Source organism: Rhizobium sp. 2YAF20 (assembly GCF_052114685.1).
Taxonomy (GTDB): Bacteria; Pseudomonadota; Alphaproteobacteria; order Rhizobiales; family Rhizobiaceae; genus Rhizobium.
In genome coordinates this window covers 19,084-43,798 of sequence record NZ_JBFRFF010000018.1, presented here as the reverse complement: position 1 = coordinate 43,798, position 24,715 = coordinate 19,084, and the positions used below count along the sequence as shown (strand labels likewise).

General features: G+C 58.8%; 21 protein-coding genes and 1 pseudogene. 16 read left to right on the top strand and 6 right to left on the bottom strand.

Annotation, left to right across the window (positions count from 1 at the left end; genetic code table 11):
* Position 1 precedes the first annotated feature (1 nt).
* The 5 genes from AB4Z52_RS19915 to AB4Z52_RS19895 all read left to right on the top strand — a co-directional run bounded on the left by AB4Z52_RS19915 (position 2) and on the right by AB4Z52_RS19895 (position 4,812).
* The gene (locus tag AB4Z52_RS19915) at positions 2-361 is read left to right on the top strand and encodes a TIGR04076 family protein (RefSeq protein ID WP_442219649.1); all 360 of its coding nucleotides are present in this window, start codon (positions 2-4) and stop codon (positions 359-361) included.
* Entirely contained in the window at positions 358-1,413 is a 1,056-nt protein-coding gene (locus AB4Z52_RS19910; RefSeq protein ID WP_442219648.1) for an aldo/keto reductase, read from the top strand. Before AB4Z52_RS19915 ends, AB4Z52_RS19910 begins: the two co-directional genes overlap by 4 nt.
* Before the next feature lie 5 nt (positions 1,414-1,418).
* Positions 1,419-1,847, top strand: a complete 429-nt coding sequence (locus tag AB4Z52_RS19905; protein ID WP_442219647.1) for a hypothetical protein — start codon at positions 1,419-1,421, stop codon at positions 1,845-1,847.
* Positions 1,848-1,886: 39 nt separating this feature from the next.
* The gene (locus AB4Z52_RS19900; RefSeq protein WP_442219646.1) at positions 1,887-3,149 is read left to right on the top strand and encodes an ABC transporter substrate-binding protein; all 1,263 of its coding nucleotides are present in this window, start codon (positions 1,887-1,889) and stop codon (positions 3,147-3,149) included.
* Positions 3,150-3,303: 154 nt separating this feature from the next.
* Positions 3,304-4,812 carry an FAD-dependent oxidoreductase gene (locus AB4Z52_RS19895; protein WP_442219645.1) on the top strand — a complete coding sequence of 503 codons (1,509 nt, stop codon included), beginning with the start codon at positions 3,304-3,306 and terminating at the stop codon, positions 4,810-4,812.
* Between the two features lie 141 nt (positions 4,813-4,953).
* Here AB4Z52_RS19895 and AB4Z52_RS19890 read toward each other — a convergent pair whose 3' ends face one another.
* Together AB4Z52_RS19890 and AB4Z52_RS19885 are read right to left on the bottom strand one after the other, a co-directional pair.
* Complete coding sequence (locus AB4Z52_RS19890; RefSeq protein WP_442219644.1) at positions 4,954-5,256, bottom strand: helix-turn-helix domain-containing protein; 303 nt, start codon at positions 5,254-5,256, stop codon at positions 4,954-4,956.
* Entirely contained in the window at positions 5,240-5,731 is a 492-nt protein-coding gene (locus AB4Z52_RS19885; RefSeq protein WP_442219643.1) for a type II toxin-antitoxin system RelE/ParE family toxin, read from the bottom strand. The genes AB4Z52_RS19890 and AB4Z52_RS19885 overlap by 17 nt, the downstream gene beginning before the upstream one ends.
* Positions 5,732-5,867: 136 nt before the next feature.
* On the opposite strand from AB4Z52_RS19885, the pseudogene AB4Z52_RS19880 reads away from it, so the two are divergent.
* The 3 genes and pseudogenes from AB4Z52_RS19880 to AB4Z52_RS19870 form a co-directional block, all read left to right on the top strand.
* Positions 5,868-5,969 (top strand): annotated as a pseudogene (locus AB4Z52_RS19880) (hypothetical protein); the annotation flags it as partial.
* Positions 5,970-6,753: 784 nt separating this feature from the next.
* On the top strand, positions 6,754-8,013 hold the full coding sequence (locus AB4Z52_RS19875) for a Fic family protein (protein ID WP_442219642.1): 1,260 nt from the start codon (positions 6,754-6,756) through the stop codon (positions 8,011-8,013).
* 312 nt (positions 8,014-8,325) lie between these two features.
* A complete protein-coding gene (locus AB4Z52_RS19870; protein ID WP_442219641.1) occupies positions 8,326-8,892 on the top strand; it encodes a UPF0149 family protein in 567 nt (188 codons plus the stop codon).
* 204 nt (positions 8,893-9,096) lie between these two features.
* Here AB4Z52_RS19870 and AB4Z52_RS19865 read toward each other — a convergent pair whose 3' ends face one another.
* The 4 genes from AB4Z52_RS19865 to AB4Z52_RS19850 all read right to left on the bottom strand — a co-directional run bounded on the left by AB4Z52_RS19865 (position 9,097) and on the right by AB4Z52_RS19850 (position 14,517).
* Positions 9,097-9,561, bottom strand: coding sequence for a helix-turn-helix domain-containing protein (locus AB4Z52_RS19865; RefSeq protein ID WP_442219640.1), 465 nt, complete (start codon positions 9,559-9,561; stop codon positions 9,097-9,099).
* Positions 9,562-9,968: 407 nt separating this feature from the next.
* Complete coding sequence (locus AB4Z52_RS19860) at positions 9,969-11,816, bottom strand: hypothetical protein (protein WP_442219639.1); 1,848 nt, start codon at positions 11,814-11,816, stop codon at positions 9,969-9,971.
* A gap of 714 nt (positions 11,817-12,530) precedes the next feature.
* Entirely contained in the window at positions 12,531-13,679 is a 1,149-nt protein-coding gene (gene dgoD, locus AB4Z52_RS19855; protein ID WP_442219638.1) for a galactonate dehydratase, read from the bottom strand.
* A 58-nt stretch (positions 13,680-13,737) separates the two neighbouring features.
* Positions 13,738-14,517, bottom strand: coding sequence for a FadR/GntR family transcriptional regulator (locus AB4Z52_RS19850; RefSeq protein WP_442219637.1), 780 nt, complete (start codon positions 14,515-14,517; stop codon positions 13,738-13,740).
* 219 nt (positions 14,518-14,736) lie between these two features.
* On the opposite strand from AB4Z52_RS19850, the gene AB4Z52_RS19845 reads away from it, so the two are divergent.
* From AB4Z52_RS19845 to AB4Z52_RS19810, 8 genes are all read left to right on the top strand, one after another.
* Positions 14,737-15,720 carry an arabinose ABC transporter substrate-binding protein gene (locus tag AB4Z52_RS19845; RefSeq protein WP_442219636.1) on the top strand — a complete coding sequence of 328 codons (984 nt, stop codon included), beginning with the start codon at positions 14,737-14,739 and terminating at the stop codon, positions 15,718-15,720.
* 77 nt (positions 15,721-15,797) lie between these two features.
* A complete protein-coding gene (araG, locus tag AB4Z52_RS19840) occupies positions 15,798-17,306 on the top strand; it encodes an L-arabinose ABC transporter ATP-binding protein AraG (RefSeq protein WP_442219635.1) in 1,509 nt (502 codons plus the stop codon).
* A gap of 19 nt (positions 17,307-17,325) precedes the next feature.
* Positions 17,326-18,276 (top strand): L-arabinose ABC transporter permease AraH, encoded by a 951-nt coding sequence (gene araH / locus AB4Z52_RS19835; RefSeq protein ID WP_442219634.1) that lies wholly within the window; start codon positions 17,326-17,328, stop codon positions 18,274-18,276.
* A 166-nt stretch (positions 18,277-18,442) separates the two neighbouring features.
* On the top strand, positions 18,443-18,874 hold the full coding sequence (locus AB4Z52_RS19830) for an OsmC family protein (protein WP_442219633.1): 432 nt from the start codon (positions 18,443-18,445) through the stop codon (positions 18,872-18,874).
* A 153-nt stretch (positions 18,875-19,027) separates the two neighbouring features.
* Positions 19,028-19,507, top strand: a complete 480-nt coding sequence (locus AB4Z52_RS19825; RefSeq protein WP_442219632.1) for a hypothetical protein — start codon at positions 19,028-19,030, stop codon at positions 19,505-19,507.
* A gap of 133 nt (positions 19,508-19,640) precedes the next feature.
* On the top strand, positions 19,641-20,249 hold the full coding sequence (locus tag AB4Z52_RS19820) for a TetR family transcriptional regulator (RefSeq protein WP_442219631.1): 609 nt from the start codon (positions 19,641-19,643) through the stop codon (positions 20,247-20,249).
* A gap of 51 nt (positions 20,250-20,300) precedes the next feature.
* Complete coding sequence (locus AB4Z52_RS19815; protein ID WP_442219630.1) at positions 20,301-21,458, top strand: efflux RND transporter periplasmic adaptor subunit; 1,158 nt, start codon at positions 20,301-20,303, stop codon at positions 21,456-21,458.
* A gap of 24 nt (positions 21,459-21,482) precedes the next feature.
* Positions 21,483-24,629, top strand: a complete 3,147-nt coding sequence (locus tag AB4Z52_RS19810; protein WP_442219629.1) for an efflux RND transporter permease subunit — start codon at positions 21,483-21,485, stop codon at positions 24,627-24,629.
* Positions 24,630-24,715: the final 86 nt, after the last annotated feature.

Sequence of the window (24,715 nt, the reverse complement as noted above, 5' to 3'; positions counted from 1 at the left end):
GATGAGTGCAACCGATGACAGCTTCGAGCTTTTCGACCTTCGCGTCGAGGCGGTCGTTCCAAAGGGCAAGCCGATCTATTGCGGTGCCAAGGAGGGCGACTATTTCGAGCTCAAGGGTGAGATGCTGTCGATGCCTGATGGCCAGGGCTTCTCGATCTACTCGATCTCGGCCGTGCTGCCTCTGCTTGCTGCCAAGCAACGGCCGACCGACAAGAACGACTGGATGACCTCGGACGCGGAAATCGCCTGTCCCGATCCGAATTGCGCCAGCCGGCTCAAAATCGTCCGGCTCGGAAAACGCCGGTTCAGCCATGGCGAAACAACGGCGGTGCCGTTGCCGAACAGGAACGAAGATCAATGAGTGCCAGGACTATCGAACTTAGCGCCGGCTATACGATCTCCCGCGTCATTCGAGGCGGGTGGCAGCTGGCCGGCGGCCATGGCGATATCGACCGCGGCCAGGCCATCACCGACCTGATCGCCGCCTTCGATGCCGGCATCAAGACCTATGATTGTGCCGACATCTATACCGGCGTCGAGGAATTGATCGGTGCTGCACGGGGCCGGCTTGCAGACGAGCGCGGTGGCGAAGTTGCAGCGACGATGAAGGTCCACACCAAGCTCGTGCCCGACCTCGAAAAGCTCGGCAATATTAGCCGCGATTACATCAGAGGCATCGTCGAACAGTCGCTGCGCCGCCTGCGGACCGACCGGGTCGACCTCGTTCAGTTCCACTGGTGGGATTATTCACATGGTGGCTATCTCGACGTCATGGGCTGGCTCAACGAGATGCGGCAGGAGGGGTTGGTGCGCAATGTCGGCACCACCAATTTCGACACGCCGCACGTTGCAGAGATCCTCAGAGCCGGCATTCCGCTCGTCAGCCAACAGCTGCAATATTCCGTGCTCGACCAGCGGCCGGCCAATCATCTAAGCGCGCTGGCCGGCGAAAACGGCGTCTCATTTCTCTGCTACGGCTCGGTTGCTGGCGGTTTTCTCAGCAACAAATGGCTTGGCGTCGCAGAGCCGGAAATGCCGCTCGAGAACCGCTCGCTGGTGAAATACAAGCTGATCATCGACGATTTCGGTGGCTGGGATCTGTTCCAGGCCCTGCTTGGCACTCTATCGGTCATCGGCGACAGATACGGCGTCGATATCGCCACGATCGCCAGCGCCTGGGTGTTGCAGCAGCCGCAAGTGGCCGCCGTCATCGTCGGCGCGCGAAACCAGGCGCATGCGCTCGCCAACGCCAAGATCATGGATATTACCCTTAGCGACGACGACAACCGCCAGATCGCAAGCATCATCTCTGAAAGCCGCGGGCCGCTCGGCGATGTCTACACGCTGGAGCGCGATCGGACCGGCCGCCACGGCTCGATCATGCACTACAACCTCAATGCGGGAAAGGTCTGAGCGACATGCCTTGCCTGTTTGACAGAGCCAGCGCCGAGATCATCGACTTCCACCGTTTTTTCGTCGCGTGGTATGATGCGTCGACAGCTGACACGACGGATTTCGGCCGCTGCGAGCAGGTTTTCGGTCAAGGCTTCCACATGATCCCGCCGACCGGCCGCGTCTTTGAGCGGGACGCGATCATCGATTTGATCCGCTCAAACAGGGCCAGTTTCAACGGCGACTTTTCGATTAAGATCGAGGACATCCGCTCCGGCTGGGAGGCCGCGGATATGATCGTCGTCACTTACATAGAGGCGCAGGTCAAGGGTGGAAAATCCAGCCGCCGGCAGGCAAGCGCCCTTTTTACATCGAGTTCATCGGCGCCGAACGGCGTCGAATGGCGTCATCTGCATGAAACCTGGCTGCAGATGCCGGAGACTTCACAGGCCTGAAAACGGAAATAGAAGTCGTACCTAACAAGGGGAACAAGGATGAAAAAGACGATATTTCAACTGACCACTGCGCTCGCGCTTCTTGCCGCTGCAGGCGTTGCAAACGCCGCGGACTGCAAGATCACCGTCGGACTGGTGATGGAATTGACGGGGCCGGCCGGTGAGTACGGCCAGGCCGGCGCAAAGTCGGTCGAGATGGCCTTCCGCGACATCAATGCGGCGGGCGGCGTTCGCGGCTGTGATCTTGCGACCGATACGCGCGACAGCCAGAGCCAGGGCAACGTCGCCGTGGATGCGGCAACGCAGCTGGTGCAGGTGAAGAAGGTGCCTGTCATCATCGGCGGCATCATCTCCTCGGTGTCGATCCCGATCCTGACTTCGGTCACGGCTCCGGCCAAGATCGTGCAGGTCTCACCGGCCTCCTCCTCGCCAACGCTGACGGCGCTTGGCCGTGACGGCAAGACCAACGGCATCTTCTTCCGCACCATCACCTCCGACGCGCTTCAGGGCGTGGCGGCTGCGAAATACGCCATGGACAAGGGTTTTAAGAAGCTCTCGATCATCCATGTCAACAACGACTTCGGCGTCAACATGGTCGCCGAGTTCTCCCGTGCCTACAAGGCGCTCGGTGGCGTCATCGTCTCCGACACGCCCTACAATGAAAAGCAGTCGAGCTATGCCTCGGAAGTCACCGCCGCTATGGGCGGAAGCCCCGATGGGCTCTATCTGGTCAGCACGCCGGTCGACGGCGCAACGATCGCCCGCACCTGGATCTCTCAAGGCGGCGTGCAGAAGTTCTTGCTCAACGACGGCATGAACAGCCCTGATTTCATCGAATCGGTCGGGGCCGACTATCTGAAGGACGCCTACGGCACGTCCTCGGGCACCAGCCCGACCGCGTCGACGGAATATTTCATGAAGAACTACAAGGCGTTCTCCGGCATCGAGCCGTCCAACCCGGCCGCAGACCGCGCCTATGACGCAGGCGCCATCGTTGGTCTTGCCATCGCGATTGCCGGGTCCAACGAACCGGCCAAGATCCGCGACGCGATGTTCAAGGCGGTCGATCCTGCCGGCACGCCGATCTATGCCGGCAAGGAAGAGTTCGCCAAGGCGCTCGGCCTGATCAAGGATGGCAAGGCGATCCGTTACGAGGGCGTCATCGGCCCGGTTTCCTTCGACAAGTATGGCGACATCACCGGCCCGTTCCGTCTCTGGAAGATTACAGACGGCAAGGTGGCAACCGACGGCGAGATGACGACGGAAGACGTCAACAAGTTGCAGGCGCAGCTCAATAAGTAGCGCCTTACAGACATGACGGGCCGGTTAACGGCCCGTCATCGCGTCCGCGTGCCGAGCCGGAACGGTCTGGCAACCGTGCGCGGCGCCCTTTCGCTCTGGACAGCCTGCTGTCTTTCAAGCCACAAAGCCAATCGGGAATCGCTTTGGGGGATCTATGACCGCGGAACCGGATATCGTCATCATCGGCTCAGGCATCGGCGGCTCGACGCTTGCCTGTGGCCTTGCCGCAACCGGTGCCAATATCCTTATTCTCGAGGCCGGAGAGCGGTTGGAGGACAGGCCGGAAAACCGCGATCAACGGGCGATCTTTCAGCGTGGCCATTTTCGTCCGAAGGAGACCTGGTACGAAAAGGGCGGCGCCGGCTTCAATCCCGGCAATTATTACAATGTCGGCGGCAATTCGAAGTTCTACGGCGCGGTGCTGGTGCGCTACCGGCGCGAGGATTTCGAGGAGATGCAGCATCGCGAGGGCGTCTCGCCAGCGTGGCCCTTTCCCTACGAAGAACTTGAGCCATGGTACAGCAGGGCCGAGCAGCTCTATCAGGTCCGTGGTGTGCTCGGCGAGGACCCGACCGAGCCCGTCCATTCGCTACCTTACGCCTTTCCGCCCGTTCCGGATGAGCCGGCGATATCAGACGTTCGCAAGCGGTTGAAGCAGAACGGGGTCCATCCCTATTCACTGCCCCTCGGCATCGACATCGACAAATGGATTGCCAAGGGGAAGACGCCCTGGGATGCCCATCCGAACAGTTTTGACGGCAAGATGGATGCCGAGACCGCAGCGCTTGCCAATGCGCTCCAGCATCCGAATGTGAAGATCAAGACCGGCGCGCGCGTGACGCGGCTGGAAACGGCGGCTGACGGGCGGACCATCGAGGCTGTGCATTATGACTCCTTCGGCGAGACCAAGGTTGTAAGGCCGAAGCTGGTCGCGCTGTCGGCAGGCGCGGTTCAATCGGCGGTGCTGTTGCTGCGTTCGGCCAACGATGCCAATCCGCGCGGCCTTGCCAACCGCTCGGATCAGGTCGGCCGCAATTTCATGAACCACAATTCCTCCGCGGTCCTTGCCGTCTCGCCCTGGTACCGGAACGATAGCGTCTATCAGAAGACCTTCGGCTTCAATGATTTCTATCTGTCGGATGGAGAGGGCGGGCCGCCGCTCGGCAACGTCCAGCTACTCGGCCGCATTTCCGGTACGATCCTCAAGGCGAATATGCCGGCCTATCCGGAATGGCTGCTCAATAGGATCTCCGCTCACGCGATCGATTTTTACGCGATGAGCGAGGATCTGCCATCGCCGGAAAGCCGCATCACTGTTGATGGCGAGCGTATCGTCATGCAATGGGTCCGCACCAACTGGCAGGCGCATCTCGACCTGGTGTCGAAGCTGAAGGGCGTCTTGAGAAAGGCCGGCTTCCCGATCGTCCTGTCCCGTCCGTTCGACAAGCGCACGCCGTCGCATCAATGCGGCACGGTCAAGATCGGACATGATGGCGCCAGCGCACCGCTCGATGTCTATTGCCGCGCCTTCGATCACCCGAACCTCTTCGTGGTCGACGCCAGCTATCTGCCGACGTCGGCGGCGGTCAATCCGGCTTTGAGCGTGGCGGCGCAGGCGCTGCGCGTTGCAGAGCATATCTCGCAAACGGATTTGCGGCCGTAACCGAGCGATAGATGTGCAACGCAGAAACGCGGGTTATGTAGGAACCGCCGCCAAGCTCCAATACGGGATCGAGATATCGGCTCTTTTGAAATGAAAATGCCCGCACTAGGCGGGCAAATCCTCCCTGTCGTCCACAGGCTGCTATCGCAGCACTTCCAGTCCTTTGCGTTCGACAATATCCAGAATCTTGATGGCCGTGCTGCTGGGTTTTTTCGTTCCCTGCTCCCATGCGGCAACCGTGATCTTCTTGACGTTGATGTACTGAGCAAACACGGCCTGGCTGACCTTGTTTGAGTTCCGGATTTTCTTGATCTCCTCGGGCGTATAGTCACGAAGAGGAGGAAGGCAGAGAGCGTCGAACTCCCGCATCGTCACATCGTCCACAAAGCCGGCTTCGTGCAGCCGCGCAGCAGACTTATGGACATTCTTAAGAATTCTGCTCATGGCACTGAATCTCCAGCATCTGTTTCATTTCAATCACCTCAGCGAGCTTTTTGTCGTCGGCGCGCATGTAGACATCACATAGCTTTCGAAGGGCTTCCTTTTCCTTCTTCGTGATATTGTCAGCCTCGTTCTTTGCGAAGCCGTGTACGAAGATGAGCCTGTCTCCCTGACGATGGCCAACGATAGTCCGATAGCCTCCACGCTTGCCGCGCCCTGGTCCTGCCACTCGCTTCTTAAGAAGAAGGCCGCCCAATCTGGCGTCGACCAATCCAGCTTCGATCTCTTTCGCGGCATCACACAACATGGCATCCGTCACGTTGTACTCTCCGGCCCAGTCCTCGAACTCCAAATCTTTCAAAACTCTCACTGGCAATTTATATATTACTCCGTGATACAGATAGTAAGCGAATTTTGGAAAATCTCGAACCCGGAACGTTATCCTCAACCGCAGCCACTGGTTGATATTCGTCGTCAAACATAAATGCTCCTTGAACATTTTCAATCCATGCCGACGGTTGAATCATCATGGCAATACAGCCAGGGCCTTTGTCGCGACCCCTCTCCGAAGGCGCACTGAGGACAGCAACGAGGCTTGAAAGTTCGCCAGGAAGCACGTCCGTAAGGGCTCGACGATTTATGCCGACGAGCACTTCAGCTACGACGATCTGCAGGGCTTGCAGGAACTCAAGCGTGTCGACCACAGCAGGGAGTAGGAGACCAAGGACGGCGTGAACACCAATCACGTCGAGAGCTTCTTCTCCGGCGTCCAGCGGGTCTATGTCGGTATCCACCCCTCGCTTCTCGGTGAAGTATTTCGACTGGTACGGGGCGGAAATCACATAGCGCGAGGACACCGCCGGGTCGACAACGGTACGCAGATGAGGGGTATGGTGCACTTCGCCCCGTCACGAACGACGTCCCGCAATCTGTGCGGCTACTGGGAGGGCAATAAGCCGCCGATGAGACTAGGGGACCGCCCCCCGTTGGACCAAGATGCGTAGATAATCATTGATACGCAGGAGGAGAAAATCAAAGAGATGGCGGGTGGGCTCGACACGAAAGTCAAATAACTGGACATGTAGGTAATCCTTCCCATGATCGGATGATCAAGAGACCTATAAGCCGTTGGCTCCGGCTCATAATGCAGCGAACCGCTTTTGGATGGGGAATACGCCGCTGTTCAACTTATCTTTCATGCATTATTTATGCAAAATGCGAAATCGCCAGCTATAATCCTGCGATTTCAATTTGATAGGTACGTCTATTTATGCATCTACCATTACTGCACGAATAATGATTGCTAACGTTCGTGTGCAGCGTTCTTTATTTATGCGCATATTATGCATATATTGCATATATCTAGTATGAAACAAAATCACTCCTGCGAGGCAGCCAATGCATCCCGTCTTACTCGTCCCCGAGCTTCATGGGTTAGACAAGCTGATCTACGAGACACTCGCGAAGCGAGGCTCCAGCCGTCTCTCCCAGACGAAAATTATGTCGTTGCTGAACCTGTCGCCATCTAAGCAGTCGACGGTCTCGCGTGCGCTGGGGAAGTTGATTTCCGATGGTCTTGTTTCGAAAGCGGGTTCGACACGGGACGCAACCTTTGGCCTGACTGTCGAGGCTCGATGGTTTTCAGTGCCTGGCCACCTGCGCCCCAAAGTAATCTACGACCCGACGAGGTTTCAGAATTATAACCCGGAGGCTGCGCCATGGCTTAGCAACGATGCGCGATCCATAATGGCACATGCGGCTGGAGTGGGAGCAGCTACTCTGGACCCTTCCACCTACACGCGAGAAATCGCAGAAAGGTTTTTGATCGAGATGTCCTGGGCGTCGTCTGCTCTGGAGGGGAACACGTATTCCCTTCCTGAAACAGAGGCCCTTGTCAAATACGCCGAAATTGCGGGAGGAAAATCCGAGCTTGAGGTGCAGATGATCCTGAACCACAAACAGGCTATCGGATGGGTTATCGACAACATCGACAGCATTGATGTTACAGGAGAAACCGCAATGCGGCTGCATGCCATGCTGATGCGAAATCTTGTCCGACAGAACAATCTCGGCGCCGTTCGTCGAGAACCTGTTTCAATCACAACAAGCTCTTATGTGCCGTCTGCCGACACGACAGAACTCATGGCTGGACTCGGCGAACTTTGTTGGAAGGCGAGCAAGGTCGATGATCCCTTCGAAGCGTCATTCGCTTTGCTAATCGGTGTTGCCTATTTGCAGCCTTTCATCGACGGCAACAAACGCACGGGACGCCTTCTTTGCAACATTCCATTGTTGAAGGCGGGCCTGCCTCCGATCTCGTTCGTCGGTGTCGGGAGGGCCGAGTACGGTATCGGAATGACCACTTGGTACGAGGTGGGAGATACCAGCTATCTCAACAAAACCATTTCCAATGGCTATGCGATCTCCGCTCCATCTTACATCGTTGCAACCGCGACCAAGCGGGTCCCGCGCTCGATTGAAATACGCATGCGGAACAGGCTTGATGCAGGCGTGGCGGAATATCTGAGGCTAGCCATCGGCGGCGAGGCGCCATCGGCTGTAGAGTTTGCTTCAAGTGCTTTTCGCGATCTTGGGCCCGATGACCTTGAGGTTGTCGTCGAATCGTTCGGGGAGGTAGTCACCGCGATTGACGAGGTAAACTGCGCGGCTTATGGCATCGATCCTGCAGTGATCACGGAATATAAGGCAAGCCTCACCTCAGCACCTGCACCCGGGCAGAGATTTGGGCATCGCAAATAAAATCGGCGGACCGCAAAAGGGAGCCAGCGAGAGATCTGCATAAATGCCGAACTTAGCTCTCTGAATCAACATAGGAAATCAGCCCAAGAAGTTTTCTGCATAAAATGTGCATGAAATGAGGCTGCCGCTAAGGCGGCCTGAGCCGGCAGCGAACACCAGCTGCCTGTGACGGTCGAGATTCTGATGCGCACATATGGAAGCAAGCGATCCGATCAAAAATATCTGCAAAAAACACTTGCAAGTGGGAGCCGTCCACATATGGAACTGGAAGGCTGAGCGCGAGGCGATGACAGAGCAGGAGCGACGGGCGGCATGACGCACAACAGCCAGGGCATGACGACCGCACGACCGAAACTTGATGATGAGGCGTTCGAGGCGTTTATCAGGGGACGTCGTCCAGCATCGCCAATCTGGTCGATGAGCGGTCTCGATGGCTATCTCACTGCTCTCATCATCGGACCGAGGTTTATCGACCCACGCCAATGGATCCCCGAACTGACCAGCCCGGATGCCCTGAACCTGCCGATGGAAACAACCGAACATCGGGCCGTGCAGACGATCGTTGCGGAATATAACCGCATCTCGGCGAGCCTTTCCGAAACACCGAAAGACCACCGGCCCAGGTTCACCAGGATCGATGATCAGACATTTGATGCCATGGACTGGGACGTCTGCTTTCTGATGGGAACCGGGTTCGCGCCGAAGCTGTGGCGGCCCGTCATTCGCGGTCATGCCGTCACTGGCGATATCATTGCGCCAATCCGCAAACTCAGCGAGACAAAAGGACCAGCTACCCACAAGGATGCTGCTGCCGTCGCCGAAGCGCTCGTCAATATCCGAACCTACTTCATGCCAAAACGGGCGAAGCAAAAGTTCTGACTGAAGTGCTGTTGCGATTCCGACAACGCCGAAAGCCGTGGGCTGTTCGTCGCGCTCACATTCGGTCGCCTGGAGCGGCCAGTTCGAATATCTTGAACGGGCTATAGAATCCGACCTCCGCAAGACTTAAAAGCATATTCCTGTGTAGTGTGCACGCTAAACAGCAAGCATCAACGAGTACCGCAAACCTGGCTGCGAAGTGGTTCATATAAAACCATTCTCCGCATCTAGAACAGCCAAGTCGCCCAACGCCGACGAACGGGTATCGTCGCGCTTTTGCTTGTATGCGAACAGCTCTGACGCTCTAACTTTGCGATGCCGTCCTGTCTTAATATGAGGAATTTCGCCGCCTTCCAAAAGCTTGATAAGGTATGGGCGAGATACATTCAAACAATCAGCAGCTTCCTGTGTGGTAAGCTCGGCATCAACAGGGATAATACGGAAACCACGTCCGGTTGAAACAAGTCGCAGAACTTCCATAAAGGAAGCTGCGAGAGCTGGTGAAAGCGTGATTGTTTTAACCTCGCCAGTCGGTTGCGCCAACGATATCTGCGCCCCTTCTTCAGACTTCAACTGCGAGGCGATAATCGTACGCAATTGCTCAGCATTCTTAATTTCAACTTCATCAGGGAGCCGCTCGGCAAAGGCGTCTTTTCTAAGCGCACTCATGTTGATCGTCTCCTTCATTCGATGAAACAAACATAGTCATGTTCACTGAACGAAACGAATGAATTATTCGAATTATTCGAAAAATTTGAAACCACAGGTGCCTGGCGTTTCCTTCAAAGACTCAAGCGGTACGACGTTAAAATAAAGAGCCAGCGCCTTACTGTCCTGTCGTGTGAAGCTTTGTGGCACTAGCTCTATAATGCCGAAAAAACGCGCTCTTCCTAAGAAACACCGTTTCTATCCCCGCAGGCGGGACAGCGCCCCACGACTGGTTATGTGGGAGCCACCACCGAGAACCAAAGGCTGGCAGTCGGTTTCTATCCGCGGTGTGCCTGGCGATCGTCAATGTACGCCGCAAGCGACGCGCCGGTGCTCGAGCCGACGAACCGGATCTGACCTCGGATTCGTCATGGGTAGCTGACCACCTGGCTCGGCGCGCTCTGCTGCGGCTTGGCAACAGCCGCTCCGGTCCCGTTGATCACCGAGTCGACGGAGCCTGATCCGTCCAGGAAGACGGTGAGTAGATCGTGCATCCGCACACCGGGCGTCCGCGGTACCTGGAAGGCGGTAGCCGCCTCGATGGGCAGGCCCCGGTTGAAGAAGCTGTAGCTACCCATCCCGTAGCCCTGGAAGGTCCTCACGTTTGGCGCGACCACGAACGCTGGATAGCCCTTGAACGTCGCGCTGAGCGACCAGGCCCCCTGGCTCGGCGGATCGTAAGGCATCTCGTTCTGAAAGCATACCGTCATGCCGCCCTGACCGTTCCAGAGCAACTCGGTCTTCTGGTAGTGCTCGACGAACAGCCCGTAGGCCGAGACGTCGTCACCGTTGACGATCACGCCGTGGTCGGCGGTGTTGGCGGTCCAGCCCACGCCGGTGCCGTGATCGGCACGCCAGGCCCAGATGTCGTCCAGGAGGACATGGGAACTATTGACGATCAGGCTGGTGGTGGTCCTGCCCGCGCCGGCTCCGCCGATACGGAAGAACACGTCCTGGATCTGCGTCGGGTCCGAAGCCATCCCGCCGCGCAGGAATCCGGTGCGGGTACCGATCTGGAGCAGCACTGGTGAATTCTTCGGCCCCGCATCGAAGATGACCCCCGACAGCTTGGTTCCGGGGACGTCGGACACTACCATGGCCGCATTGCCCAGCTTGGGGCTTATCGTCGCGAACCCCATCCCCAAGATGATCGTGTCCGGACGGCTGACGACGATCGGGGCGGCGAGCGGGTAGACGCCCGGCGTCAGGATCAGATCCTTGTCCTGTGCCAGCGCGAGGTTGATCGCCGCCACAGGGGTCTTCGGGTTTGAGACGAAGAAGTCCGTGATGGGCTTGGAGGTGCCGGCGGTTAACCCACCTGCCCAGGAGGTCCCGTGCGAACCAAGCTTCACCGCAGGCACCATGACCCGATAGACGCCAGCGGCATCGGTATAGAGGTAGGGCGCGTCTGCACTGACCGCCGTGGTGTCCAGGGTGGTGTACGGATTTGCCCCGGCGACACCGAAGCTCTGGGCCGGCGCTCCGACGGTGCCGGAGAACACCTGGTTCCAGACGCCGTTGCTCCATCCGTCGAGTTCACTGTTGCGCACGAGGAACTGCTGCTGTGAGCCGCTCACCACGGAGCCGCCGGTGAATTTGCTGTCGGCGATGAATCCGCCACTGGCGAAAGCGGGCTTGCTGCAGTAGTCCATCAACGAGAACGCCCCGTCGATCGCGACCCTTCGCATCGGTGCTGCCTGCGACACCGCCCAGAACTCGGTGTTGGCGTGACAATTCGCTCCACCGGCGACCTTGATGGTCAGATTCGACAATGATCGCCAGAAGTTGTTGAGGGCCAGGCAGTTCTGCGCGGCATCGCACTGGTTGTAGACATCGATCGAGCCGTTGATGACGACATCTCCCGGCTCTTTACCGAGGCCTGCGACCTGCGTGTAGTAGCCGACCTGGAGCACCAGCGGCGATGCGGCCCTGCCGTAGGTGCCCGGCTGGAAAAGCAGTGAATAGCGCTCGGGACCGAACTGGTTGGCGAGCTGACGGGCGGCGACCACGTCGATAGTGGACTGGATCTGGCTCAGCGGCATCTTGGGAGAGAGAACGATGACGTTGCCTCCAAACCCCTGTGTCGCCGAAATCGCGGAGAGATCCGCCGGCGGGCCTGCCACGGCGCTCGACGCGCCCGCGGCAACCACGAAGACGAGCGGGCCCGAGAGGCGAAGGGCGACCACGATGAAAACCTTGCTGCTTTGGGCGCGCATAGAGTTCCTCTCCGTCCGGCTTGCGCCCGGCTGGCTGGCTGCACCAGACCTGTACTCTTGGTCACCGGCAACAGAACACATCTGGCCGCCTCTCAGCAAGCCTTCAGAACCTCCGAGTGAACGGCATGCGTTTGCGCGTCACCCATCGCGCCTCATTCGGGGAGATAAGCGGCCAAACTCCAGGAAAATTGCCGAACCATACCCTCGCCAGATTGCCGACAACGTTGCGATAAAAGCCCAGATCGGTGCTTCTCAAAATCGCAGACGACGGTGACAACGCATCCCTCGAGCTTAATGGCTGGAAATCTCTCGATGAAGGAGAACTTTGTCGACGGGGCCCAAGCCGATGTCTCTTAATGCCTAGGTTTCCGACCGCCTGCATTGAGCTCGACCCATCAGGCCTTGGTGGCGGGGTTCCTACATAGTAATGGAAATGTACCGTCTTCAACGAATTTTCGGGATACCTGATTGATCGTGCAGAGGGTCGATAAGTGCGTAAAACATCGCCAACGGCTTTAGTCGCTTTATTTCATGGAGTTAGTGAGGCTGGAGACCGCCCGACACGGTGAGGAGCCTTTCCGGCACGGGGTCCGCATCGTCGCGTAGGCGGCCTTGGTTGCATTTCCTGCCGAATAGCGCAAAAACGCCCTGCCTTCCCAAGGGAATGCAGGGCGTCAATGTTGCAAGTTTTAGCCTCGCTCCGTAAGTCTCAGACTACCATTCGGCGACGCTGCCGTCTTCGTGGCGCCAGACCGGATTGCGCCAGCGGTGGCCTTCCTTGGCGCGTTCAATGACGTAGGCTTCATCGACTTCGATGCCGAGGCCGGGGCCTTGGGGAATGCTGACGAAACCGTCGGCATACTGGAAGACTTCCTTGTTGGAGATGTAGTCGAGGATGTCGTTACCCTTGTTGTAGTGAATGCCGAGGCTCTGTTCCTGGATGAAGGCATTATAGCTGACGGCGTCGACTTGAAGGCAGGCGGCCAGCGCGATCGGGCCGAGCGGGCAATGCGGCGCCAGCGCCACGTCATAAGCCTCTGCCATCGCCGCGATCTTGCGGCATTCGGTGATGCCTCCGGCGTGGGAAAGATCGGGCTGCAGGATGTCGACATAGCCGTCCGTCAGCACCGACTTGAAATCCCAGCGCGAATAGAGCCGTTCGCCGAGCGCAATTGGAACCGAGCAATGGTTGGCGATTTCCTTCAGCGCCTCGCGATTTTCTGAAAGCACCGGTTCCTCGATGAACATCAGCTTGTAGGGTTCGAGTTCCTTGGCCAGAACCTTCGCCATCGGTCTATGGACACGGCCATGGAAGTCGACGCCGATGCCGATATAGGGGCCGATTGCCTCACGGATGGTGGCAATGGTTTCGACGGCCTTTTCCACCTTGTCGTAGGTGTCGACGATCTGCATCTCTTCGCAGCCGTTGAGCTTGATGGCCTTGAAGCCGCGGGCAACGACTTCACGGGCATTGTTGGCAACGTCAGAAGGCCGGTCGCCGCCGATCCACGAATAGACCTTAATCTTGTCGCGCACCTGGCCGCCGAGCAGCGAATGGATCGGCTGGCCGAGCGACTTGCCCTTGATATCCCAGAGCGCCTGGTCGATGCCGGCGATGGCGCTCATGTGGATGGCGCCGCCGCGATAGAAGCCGGCGCGGTACATGACGTTCCAGTGGTCCTCGATCAGGAACGGGTCCTTGCCGATCAGGTAGTCCTCAAGCTCGTGCACCGCCGCCTGGACGGTCAGTGCCCGACCCTCGACGACGGGTTCTCCCCAGCCGACGATGCCTTCGTCGGTCTCGATCTTCAGGAACATCCAGCGCGGCGGAACGATGTAGGTCGTCAGTTTGGTGATTTTCATGGGTAAGGTTTCCGTTTCGTCTTAGATGGTCATATCAGCAGCATGCCCGCCGCCGATTTCAGGAAATTCTGTTAGGTTTGGCGGGCGTTTTCCGCCCGATTACTCTTTCTGCGGCAGCAAGGTCGCGCACGGCGAGATCCAGCATCCGGTGAGCACAGTCGCGCGCCGCCGACCGGTCCCGCATCCGCAAGGCTTCTACCAGTTCGCCATGCAGGACAATCGCCTCGTCACGGCTGTCGACTGCGACGTTCGAGGCGTGCAGCGCGTATTTCAGCGCAGCATGAATAGCGCTCGACAAGCGGCGGAATACCTGGTTGTGGCTGGCGTTGAGGAGCACCGTGTGGAACTCCACGTCGGCCTCGGTGAAGCGCTCCGGATCTCCGCCAAAGTCACGCATCCGGCGCCAGGCACTATCGAGATCGGCGATCTCCTGGGCGGTCGCCCGCTCGGCGGCGAATTCGGCCGCAGCCGGCTCGATGGAGCGGCGCGCTTCGATGATGCAGCCGAGAATGTCGAAATCCTTGATATTCGGTCCTATCCATTCGAGCACGTCCTGATCGAGAATGTTCCATTCGTCCCTGTCGCAGACCGTGGTGCCGATCCGTGGCTTGCCGCGCACCAGCCCCTTCGATTCAAGGATTTTCAAGGATTCGCGGATGACGGTGCGGCTGACGCCGTACATGTCGCAAAGGTCGTTTTCCCGCGGCAAAGCCGAGCCCGAGGCATAACGTTCGGCGCAGATATCCTTAGCGATCGCCGCCGTCACGTGTCCGCGAACCCGCGGCCGCCGCTCAGGCTGAATGCCTACCAAATCCTGTTGCCGCCCAATCAATTCCAAATGACCTCTCCGCCAGCTCCCCACATGGCCGACACCTGCTTAGCGGAATTTTTTCCGCTTTGCGACAAGCGCAGCCGTCAATCATGATTCACTTTAGCCAATTATCACATTATTTGAATCATCATACATTGGCAATTGACTGGTATGATGATTTATCTTACTCAAAAGCGACTGCCTGGGAGGGTGGTGATCAATTCAGGATTTCTAAGGGAGAGAGACATGCGCTTTTTCAAAGCAGCCATTCTGGCCGGCACGGTTGCAATCGTTGCCGCCACATCCGGCTTTGCCGCCGACGTCAAGATCGGTTTCGTAGTCAAGCAGCCGGAGGAGCCGTGGTTCCAGGATGAATGGAAGTTCGCAGACATTGCCGCCAAGGAGAAGGGCTTCACGCTTGTCAAGATCGGCGCTGCGGACGGCGAAAAGGTCCAGTCGGCGATCGACAATCTCGGTGCCCAGGGTGCGCAGGGCTTCATCATCTGCACGCCGGACGTCAAGCTCGGGCCTGGCATCGTCGCCAAGGCAGCAGCCAACCAGCTGAAGCTCATGACCGTTGACGACCGCCTGGTCGGTGCCGACGGCAAGCCGCTGGAAGACGTTCCGCATATGGGCATTTCGGCCACCAAGATCGGCGAAGGCGTTGGCCAGGCGATTGCCGACGAAATCAAGAAGCGCGGCTGGGACATGAAGAATGTCGGCGCGATCCGCGTCTCCTACGACCAGCTGCCGACCGCTGTCGACCGCGTCGAAGGTGCGATCTCTGTCCTGAAGACCGCCGGTTTCCCGGCAGCCAATATCTACGACGCCCCGCAGGCAAAGACCGACACGGAAGCAGCGCTCAACGCAGCGACGACCGTGCTCAATAAGCATGCAGACGTGAAGTACTGGGTCGCTTTCGGCCTCAACGACGAGGCAGTGCTCGGTGCTGTCCGTGCCACGGAGTCGGTCGGCATCCCTGCCGGCAATGTCATCGGCGTCGGCATCGGCGGCGCGGATTCGGCGATCAACGAGTTCAAGAAGCCGTCCGCAACGGGCTTTTTCGGAACTGTCATCATCTCGCCGAAGCGCCACGGATACGAGACCGCGCTCAACATGTACGACTGGGTTGCCAATAGCAAAGAGCCGCCGAAGCTGACGTTGACTTCGGGCCAGCTCGCGCTTCGCGATACCTACCAGGCCGTTCGCAAGGACCTCGGCATCGAGTAAATATCGTTTCCGGATGAAGGGGAATTGAACCCCGGTCCGGCGGCTCACGCCGCCGGACTTTTCGCAGCGGATCATAGATGACAGGCTTTCTCGAATTCAGCGGCATCTCCAAGAGCTATCCCGGCGTTCAGGCGCTCTCAGATATTTCGTTCCCAGTCGCCAAGGGGGCCGTGCACGGCCTGATGGGCGAGAATGGCGCGGGCAAATCGACACTCATCCGGGTGCTCTCCGGGGACCAGTCGGCCGATAGCGGCAAGATCATCCTTGACGGCGTCGAACAGAATTACAGCTCTGTGCGCGACGCGTTTCATGCCGGCGTCATCGTCATTCACCAGGAGCTGCAGCTGGTTCCCGAGCTGACAGTTGCCGAGAATCTCTGGCTCGGCCGCTTTCCCGGCAAGGCGGGCGTCATCGATGGGAGGCGCCTCGTCGAGACGGTGCGGGCCAAGCTCGTCGAGATCGGTGTCGACATCGACCCGGCGCAAAAGGTCGCCTCGCTTTCAATCGGTGCCCGCCAGATGGTGGAGATCGCCAAGGCGGTCATGCTGGATGCCCGCGTCATTGCGCTGGATGAGCCGACCTCGTCGCTGTCCTCGCGCGAAAGCGAAATCCTGTTTTCGCTGATCGCCAGGCTCAAGGCACGCGGCACGGTGATCCTCTACGTATCGCACCGGCTGGACGAAATCTTCCGGCTCTGCGACAGCCTGACGGTGCTTCGCGACGGCAGGCTTGCCGCACATCATCTCGATGTTTCGAAAGTCACCCGCGAACAGGTGATTTCGGAAATGGTCGGCCGCGAGATCAACAACATCTGGGGTTGGCGCGGGCGCGAGCTGGGGCCGATCCGGCTGGAGGTGAAGAACCTGTCCGGCCCAAAACTTAGAAACCCGATAAGTTTCTCCGTTCGCCAGGGCGAAATTCTCGGCTTCTTCGGCCTGATCGGTGCAGGGCGCAGCGAGATGACGCGGCTTCTTTACGGCGCTGATTACCGCAGCCAGGGCAACGTTGCCATCGATGGCATTGCGGTTCCGGCCAACAATCCAAGGGCGTCGATCAATGCGGGGATGGTGCTATGCCCGGAAGACCGCAAATTTGACGGCATCATCCAGGGCCGGTCCATCGAGGAGAATATCGCGATCTCGTCGCGACGGCATTTCTCGCCGTTTGGTATCCTCAGACCGGCCAAGGAGGGTGTGCTTGCCGAGCGTTTTATTGCGAAACTTCGCATCCGTACCCCGTCGCGCAGACAGGACATCATCAATCTGTCCGGCGGCAACCAGCAAAAGGTCATTCTCGGACGATGGCTCTCAGAGCAAGGCGTGAAGGTTCTAGTCGTCGACGAGCCGACGCGCGGTATCGACGTCGGTGCGAAATCGGAAATCTATGACTTGCTCTACGAGCTGGCGGCTGGCGGTATGGCGATCGTCGTCATCTCCAGCGAACTGCCGGAGGTGATGGGCGTCTCCGACCGGATCATGGTGATGTGCGGCGGCAGGGTCGCTGCCAACGTCGCCCGCGCCGATTTCAACGAGCACCAGATATTGACCGCTGCCCTACCCGACAAAAACGCCGCAGCCTCCTTTTGATCTTGAGGACAATTCGACAATGCCTTCCTTGAAAAAAATCTTCCTTGGCGAGCAAGGTCTTGTCGTCATTTTCGCGGTTGCCTTCGTGGTCGTTTCGCTGACGGTGCCGAATTTCCTGACCGAGCGCAATATGCTCGGGCTGCTGCAATCGGTCGTCACCATCGGTATCGTCGCCTGCACGATGATGTTCTGTCTGGCATCCCGCGACTTCGATCTGTCGGTCGGCTCGACGGTCGCATTCTGCGGCATGGTCTCCGTCATGGCGTCAAATGCTACAGGGTCGATCACGCTCGGGCTGCTGGCAGCGCTTGTCTGCGGCGCCTTTGTCGGTCTCGTCAATGGCGTGGTCATTGCAAAATTCAGGATCAACGCGCTGATCACGACGCTTGCGACCATGCAGATCGTGCGCGGACTGGCGCTGATCTCTTCCGACGGTCGCGCCATCGGCATCAACGATCCGAGCTTCTACCAGCTGGCATTGTCGAAGATATTCTCTATCCCGACGCCGATCTGGATCATGGTGCTATTGTTCATTGTCTTCGGCTTCGTGCTCAACCGCACGGTCTTCGGCAAGAACACGCTGGCGATCGGCGGCAATCCGGAGGCGTCGCGGCTTGCCGGCGTCAACGTCGCCAATATGCGGATCTGGATCTTTGCGCTGCAGGGATTGGTCTGCGCCATTGCCGGTATCCTGCTTGCGTCGCGCATCACATCGGGCCAGCCGAATGCAGCCACCGGGCTCGAGCTTTCGGTGATCTCGGCGTGCGTGCTTGGCGGGGTATCGCTTTCCGGCGGCCGTGCTGCGATGACCGGCGTCATTGTCGGCGTGCTGATCATGGGCATCGCCGAAAACGTGATGAACCTTCTAAACATCCAGGCCTTCTACCAATATGTCGTGCGCGGCCTCATTCTTCTCGTCGCGGTTCTGCTCGACAACCTGCGCTCCACCGCAATGGGCCGCCGGGGCTGATTTATCCCATGTGACGGAAATATCATAAACTGAGCTCCGTTCTGCCCGTCGTCTTCTGGCACTTGCGCCTTATATGGATTGGCGGAGGCGGGGCTTACCGCTTCTTCCAATCGGGCGAACGCAAGGGCGCGCCCTTGCCGATGCAAATCAAAAACAGGAGGACGGCATGCAGATAAATCGTACAGGTGCGGCCCATTGGGCCGGCGGCTTCAAGGATGGCAAAGGCCAGATTTCCACGCAAAGCGGCGCGCTGAAGGACTATCCCTATGGCTATGCCAGCCGGTTTGAAGGTATCCCGGGTACCAATCCCGAGGAGCTCATAGGCGCTGCCCATGCCGGCTGCTTCACAATGGCGCTGTCTGCGGTCCTCGGCGAAGCGGGCCTTAAGGCCGACAGCATGCAGACCACCGCCAAGGTGACGCTTGAAAGCGTCGAAGGCGGCTTTGCCATTACTGCGATCAATCTTTCGCTGGTCGCTTCCGTGCCGGGGACCGATGAGGCAACGTTCAAGGGTCTCGCTGCCAAGGCCAAGGCTGGGTGCCCTGTTTCCAAGGCGCTCTCGGCTGTTCCGATCACGCTCGACGTCAGCTTCGGCTGAGTGGGCAAGACAAGGTGTCGCGTCGCTCAGGCGGCGCGGCGTTTTGAAGCGTCAGTTTTACAATTCGCGCTTATTCTACAATCCTGCATCCCCTGGAAACGCTATCTTTTTTCTCATGCATATTCTAGCGTGTGAAAAAAGGGGTGCTTGGGGATGTCTGGACTTACGTCGTTTCATGTCATTATCTCGCTGATCGGGATCGTCAGCGGTCTTGTCGTTGCCTATGGCTTCGTCACCGCCAGGCGTTTCGAACAAACCACGTGGGTCTTCCTGATCACGACCTTGGCAACAAGCGTTACGGGGTTCTTCTTTCCCTATCATGGCTTTACGCCCGGCATCGGCGTCGGCATCATTTCGGTGCTGATCTTCATCCCGACGATCGCCGCTCGCTATAAGTACAATTTGGCCGGTATCTGGCGCCAGGTCTTCGTCATCGGCAGCATTGTCCTTCTTTATTTCAACTGTCTCGTGCTGATCGTCCAGTCGTTCCAGAAGGTGCCGGCGCTCAACGCCTTGGCACCAACCGGTGGCGAGCCGGCCGTTACAATCTCGCAGGTGGTCTTGTTGATTGCGGCCGTCATCGTTGGTTTTCTCAGCGTTCGCCGGTTCCGGCCTGCGCTGATAGGCTTCTGAAAGGCGCCTCCACACATCCTCCCAGATAGCGTGCCGGTCGACTTTTGCGGGCGGTCCGGTTGACACATTAGCAGTGATGTATTACGACTGACGAAAATTGAAAATCGTCAGTCGTAAATGTGGAAATGCTCTGATGGATGAACTTGTCGATTTCGCTATCGATTCCTCCCGCCAGGAAAACGTCACCCGCATCCTCGATTCGGCCGAGCGTCTGTTCCGTCACTATGGATATGGCAAGACGACCGTGGCCGACATTGCGCGCGATCTTGGAATGTCGACGGCCAACATCTACAGGTTCTTCGGCTCGAAGACGGAGATCCATCAGGCGGTCTGCGGGCGCATGCTGGAGATGAGCTACAACATGGCGCTGTCGATTTCGCGCCTGCCGATCAGCGCCTCTGACCGCTTGCGGCAGTACGTCAATGCACAATTCAAGATGACCGTCGAAGTGATGCTTGATGAAGAGAAGGTCCACGAGATGGTCATCGTTGCCATCGAGCGGGACTGGCATGTCATCGAAAAGCATGTCGACCGGATCCACGACATCATTGCCGACGTCATCAGGGAAGGGATTGCCGCTGGCGAGTTCGCCGAGCAGGACGCTTCGGCTGCGTCGAAGTGCTTCGGCGCGGCGACGGTGACGCTTTGCCATCCGCAGATGGTTGCACAGTGCCTTTCAAAGGAAAACCGGGCGATGCCCGACGATCTCATCGAGTATGCGATCAGAGCGTTGAAGAAATAGTCGCTCGGCTCAAAGGCCGCGCTTTGTCATTTGTCGATCGAGGAGTGCGAAATGTTTTCGCCAAGAACTACTTTTATGCCGTCGGCTGCAGCGCTCGTTCTTCTCGCCGCCGTGGGGATGCTGGCCTCTGGATGCCAGCAAAAGCAGGCTGAGAACAAGGAAGTCATCCGGCCCGTCAAGGTGGTGGAGATCGCCAAGGCCGACACGACCCGCGCGCTCGACTATTCGGGTTCCGTCAGGGCACGGACCGACATGAACCTCGGCTTTCGCATCAACGGCAAGATTGTCGATCGCCGCGTCGACATTGGACAGCGCGTAAAGCCGGGCGATGTGCTGGCGCGGATCGATTCCACCGATTACGAATTGGCGGTCAAGCGCGCCGAGGCGACGCTAGAATCGGCGCAGAAGCAAGTGCAGACAGCGGATCTCACCCGCAATCGTGCCCAGCAGCTGTTCGACAAGAACGTCGCTCCTAAATCGCAGCTGGAACAGGCGCAGCTCGGCTACGACCAGGCAGTTACGACCCGGGATTCGGCAAAGTCGGCGCTCGATGAGGCGAAGAACCAGGTCGCCTATAGCGACCTGAAATCCGACTTGAGCGGCATTGTCACGGCTGTTAACGCCGATGTCGGGCAGGTCGTTGGCTCCGGCACGCCGGTTCTGACCGTCGCCGTCGATGGCGAGAAGGAAGTGCAGATCGCGGTGCCGGAGATGGACATCGCGCATTTTTCGACCGGCAAGGCCGTCAAGGCCCGCTTCTGGTCGGACGACGCGCTTGTGCTTGACGGCACGGTGCGCGAGGTTTCGGGCAGTGCCGACACGCAGTCACGGACATTCAGTGTGCGCGTCAGCCTGCCGAATGACCCTCGGGTTCTGCTCGGCATGACCGCCAATGTCGCGGCCAGCGCCGAAAATACCCAGCCGTTCGTCTCGATCCCGCTCAGCGCCCTGGCAGAGAAGGATGGGCAGAAGATCGTCTGGCTGGTGGACCGTCAGGCCGGCACCGTTCATTCGCAGCCCGTCAAGATCGCCGATTTTTCCGATGACGGTGTTCGCGTCGCCGACGGGCTGAAGGCGGGGGAGACGGTGGTTGCGGCCGGAACCCAGTTCATGACCGAGAACCTCAAGGTCAAGCTGCCGGATGCCGCAGGCCAGCAGGCCGCAGCAGTGCCCAACGGCAATGCTGCCGCAGCTGATGTCGTACGCTGATCAATCAGAGCAGGACTAACCACCATGGATAGACTTCCAGTAGAGAAGAAGCCTTTCAACTTGTCGCGTTGGGCGATCGCCCATCCAAGCATCGCACGGTTCCTGTTCGGGCTGATCATTGTCGCCGGTGCCCTCGGGCTGACGCATATGGGCCAGAAGGAAGACCCCGATTTCACCTTCCGCGTCATGGTCGTGCAGGTTAACTGGCCGGGCTCCTCCATGACCGATATGGAAGATCAGGTCGTCAACAAGATCGAGCGCAAGCTCCAGGAGACGCCGCATCTCGATTTCGTCCGCTCCTACACCCGTCCAGGCAGCGCCATCATCACCGTGCAGGTCAAAGGCGACACCAATACCGCCGAAGTCAACGACGCCTTTTACCAGGTGCGCAAGAAGGTCGGCGACATTTCCAACGAGCTGCCTGCCGGTTTGCTTGGCCCCTATTTCAACGATGAGTTCGGCGATACCTTCATCACGCTGCATTCGATCAGCGGGGCAGGCTTCAGCTATCCGGAACTGAAAAAATTCGCGATCCAGGCCCGCGACATGCTGCTGGCGACGCCGGGTGTCGAGAAGGCGGTCATCATCGGCGATCAGGCCGAGAGGATCTACATCGATGTTTCGTCGAAGGTGCTTGCCGAACGCGGCTTGACGCTGAACGATCTGCGCAGCGCCGTGGTCGGCCAGAACAATGTTGATCCTGCCGGCTCCGTCGAAACTGCCACTCGTTCCGTCCGCATCTCGGTCGAGGGCGATGTGCACCGGGTCGAGGATATCAGGGAGCTCAGGCTCCGGGCGGGCAACCAGGTGACGCGTCTTGGCGATATCGCCACAGTGACCGCCGGCCTCGAAGATCCCTATAGGGCAAAATTCCAGTATAACGGCCACGACAGTGTCCAGCTCGGTGTCGTCATGGCCAAGGGCTTCAAGGTCACCGATGTCGGCAAATCGGTCGATGCCACCTATGAGCGCTTCGTATCGTCTCTGCCGCTCGGCGTCTCGGTCGATCAGATTTCCAACCAGCCAGATGTCGTCACCGAAGCGGTCAGCGAATTCATGCATGCGCTTATGGAAGCATTGGCGATCGTGCTCATCGTCTCCTTCGTATCGATTGGTTGGCGCTCGGGTCTTGTCATCGCCATTGCCATACCGCTGGTACTGGCGGCGACCTTCGCCCTTATGTACGAGCTCGGTATCGACCTCCAGCGCATCTCGCTCGGCGCGCTGATCATTGCGCTCGGGCTTCTCGTCGATGACGCGATGATTGTCGTCGAACTGATGGAACGAAAGCTGGAGGAGGGGCTGGTCAAGCTCGATGCCGCGAGCTTTGCCTATTCCTCCACCGCCTTTCCGATGCTGACCGGAACGCTGATCACCACGGCGGGCTTCATTCCCGTTGGTTTTGCGGCCTCGACCGCCGGCGAATATGTGCGCACGCTGTTTTACGTCGTCGGCATCGCGCTGGTCACGTCCTGGTTTGTCGCCGTCTATTTCACACCGTGGCTCGGCTATATGATCCTCAAGCAGCGCAAGCATGCCGGCAGCCATCACGACGTGTTCGACACGCGTTTCTATCGGCGTCTGCACAAGACCGTCGGCTGGGCCGTGCGCCACCGGGTCATCGTGCTGCTTTTGACGCTTTTAACCTTTGCCGGCAGCCTCTTCGCGTTCCAGTTCATTCCGCAGAACTTCTTCCCGCAGTCGTCGCGGCCGGAAATCCTCGTCGATCTGTGGCTGCCGGAAGGCACCAGTATCAAGGAAGTCGAAAAACAGGCCAGTGCGCTGCAGGCCCGCGTTGCCGATGATCCAGACAAGCGTTTCGTTGCCACCTATATCGGCGAGGGTGCGCCGCGCTTCTTCCTGCCCCTCGACCAGCAGCTGGCCAACCCGAACTATGCCCAGCTTCTGGTGATGGCCAAGGACGAGCCCGCCCGTGAGCGGCTAATTCTCAAGCTGCGGACCATTCTTGCCGAAGACTTCCCGACGATCCGCGGCAAGGTGGACCGCCTGTTCCTCGGGCCACCGACCGGCTGGCCGGTACAACTGCGCGTCATGGGCCCCGACCGGACGCAGGTTCGCCGCATCGCCGATCAGGTCAAGCAGCGGTTCCAGGCCGACCCGCGGCTCGGTGCGATCCATGACGATTGGCTGGAGCCGGTGCCGGCGATGAAACTGGTCATCGACCAGGACCGCGCCCGTGCGCTCGGCGTAACCTCGCAGCGCGTGCGGCAGATGATGCAGACGGCGATGTCCGGTGCCCCGCTCGACGATTTCCGCGAAGGCGAGGAGACTGTCTCCATCGTCGCCCGGGAACCGGATGCCACGCGCCATCTGCTGTCAGCGGTCAACTCAGTCTATATACCGACCGACTCGGGCGGCTTTGTTCCGCTCTCGCAGGTCGCCAAGGTGGTGCCCGTCATCGAGCAGGACCTGGAGTGGCGCCGCAATCGTCTGCCGACGATCACGGTCCGGGCGACTCTGCCCGACAACGTCCAGTCGAATGATGTCACCGCCAAGATCTATTCCGACATGAAGGATCTGCGGGACAGTCTTCCTGCAGGCTATAAGATCGAGATCCAGGGCGGGGCGGAGGATGCGGCCGAAAGCCAGGCTTCGATCGCCGCCAAGGCGCCGATCATGTTGCTTGTCATCGTCGTATTGCTGATGGCGCAGCTGCAGCACTTCGGCAAGGCGATGCTGGTGCTGGCGACCGGCCCGCTCGGTATCATCGGTGCTGCTGCGGCCTTGCTTATCAGCGGCGCACCCTTCGGCTTCGTGGCGATCCTCGGCGTCATCGCGCTGCTCGGCATCATCATCCGCAACTCGATCATTCTCGTCGACCAGATCGACCAGGATATAAGGGCAGGGATGGACCGGCAGGAGGCAATCATCGGATCGGCGGTCCGGCGCTTCCGGCCGATCATGTTGACGGCACTGACCGCGGTGCTGGCTCTTATCCCGATCTCGCGCGGCGTGTTCTGGGGGCCGCTCGCCTACGCGATGATGGGCGGCATCCTGGTTGCGACAGTGCTTACGATCTTCGTCCTGCCGGCAGGCTACGCCCTGTTCTTCGGCCGCGAGCCAAAGAAACACGTAGATACGTCATCGACCCGCAAAGACGGTGATAGTGACGACGGAGATCGCCAGATTCCGGCGATCGCTGCCGAATAACCCAATAAGAAGCGTGGGCAAGATGAAGGGTTCCGGCATCGCCGGAACCCTTTCTCAAATCTAACGCTCAGCCGTTCCGCACCCAG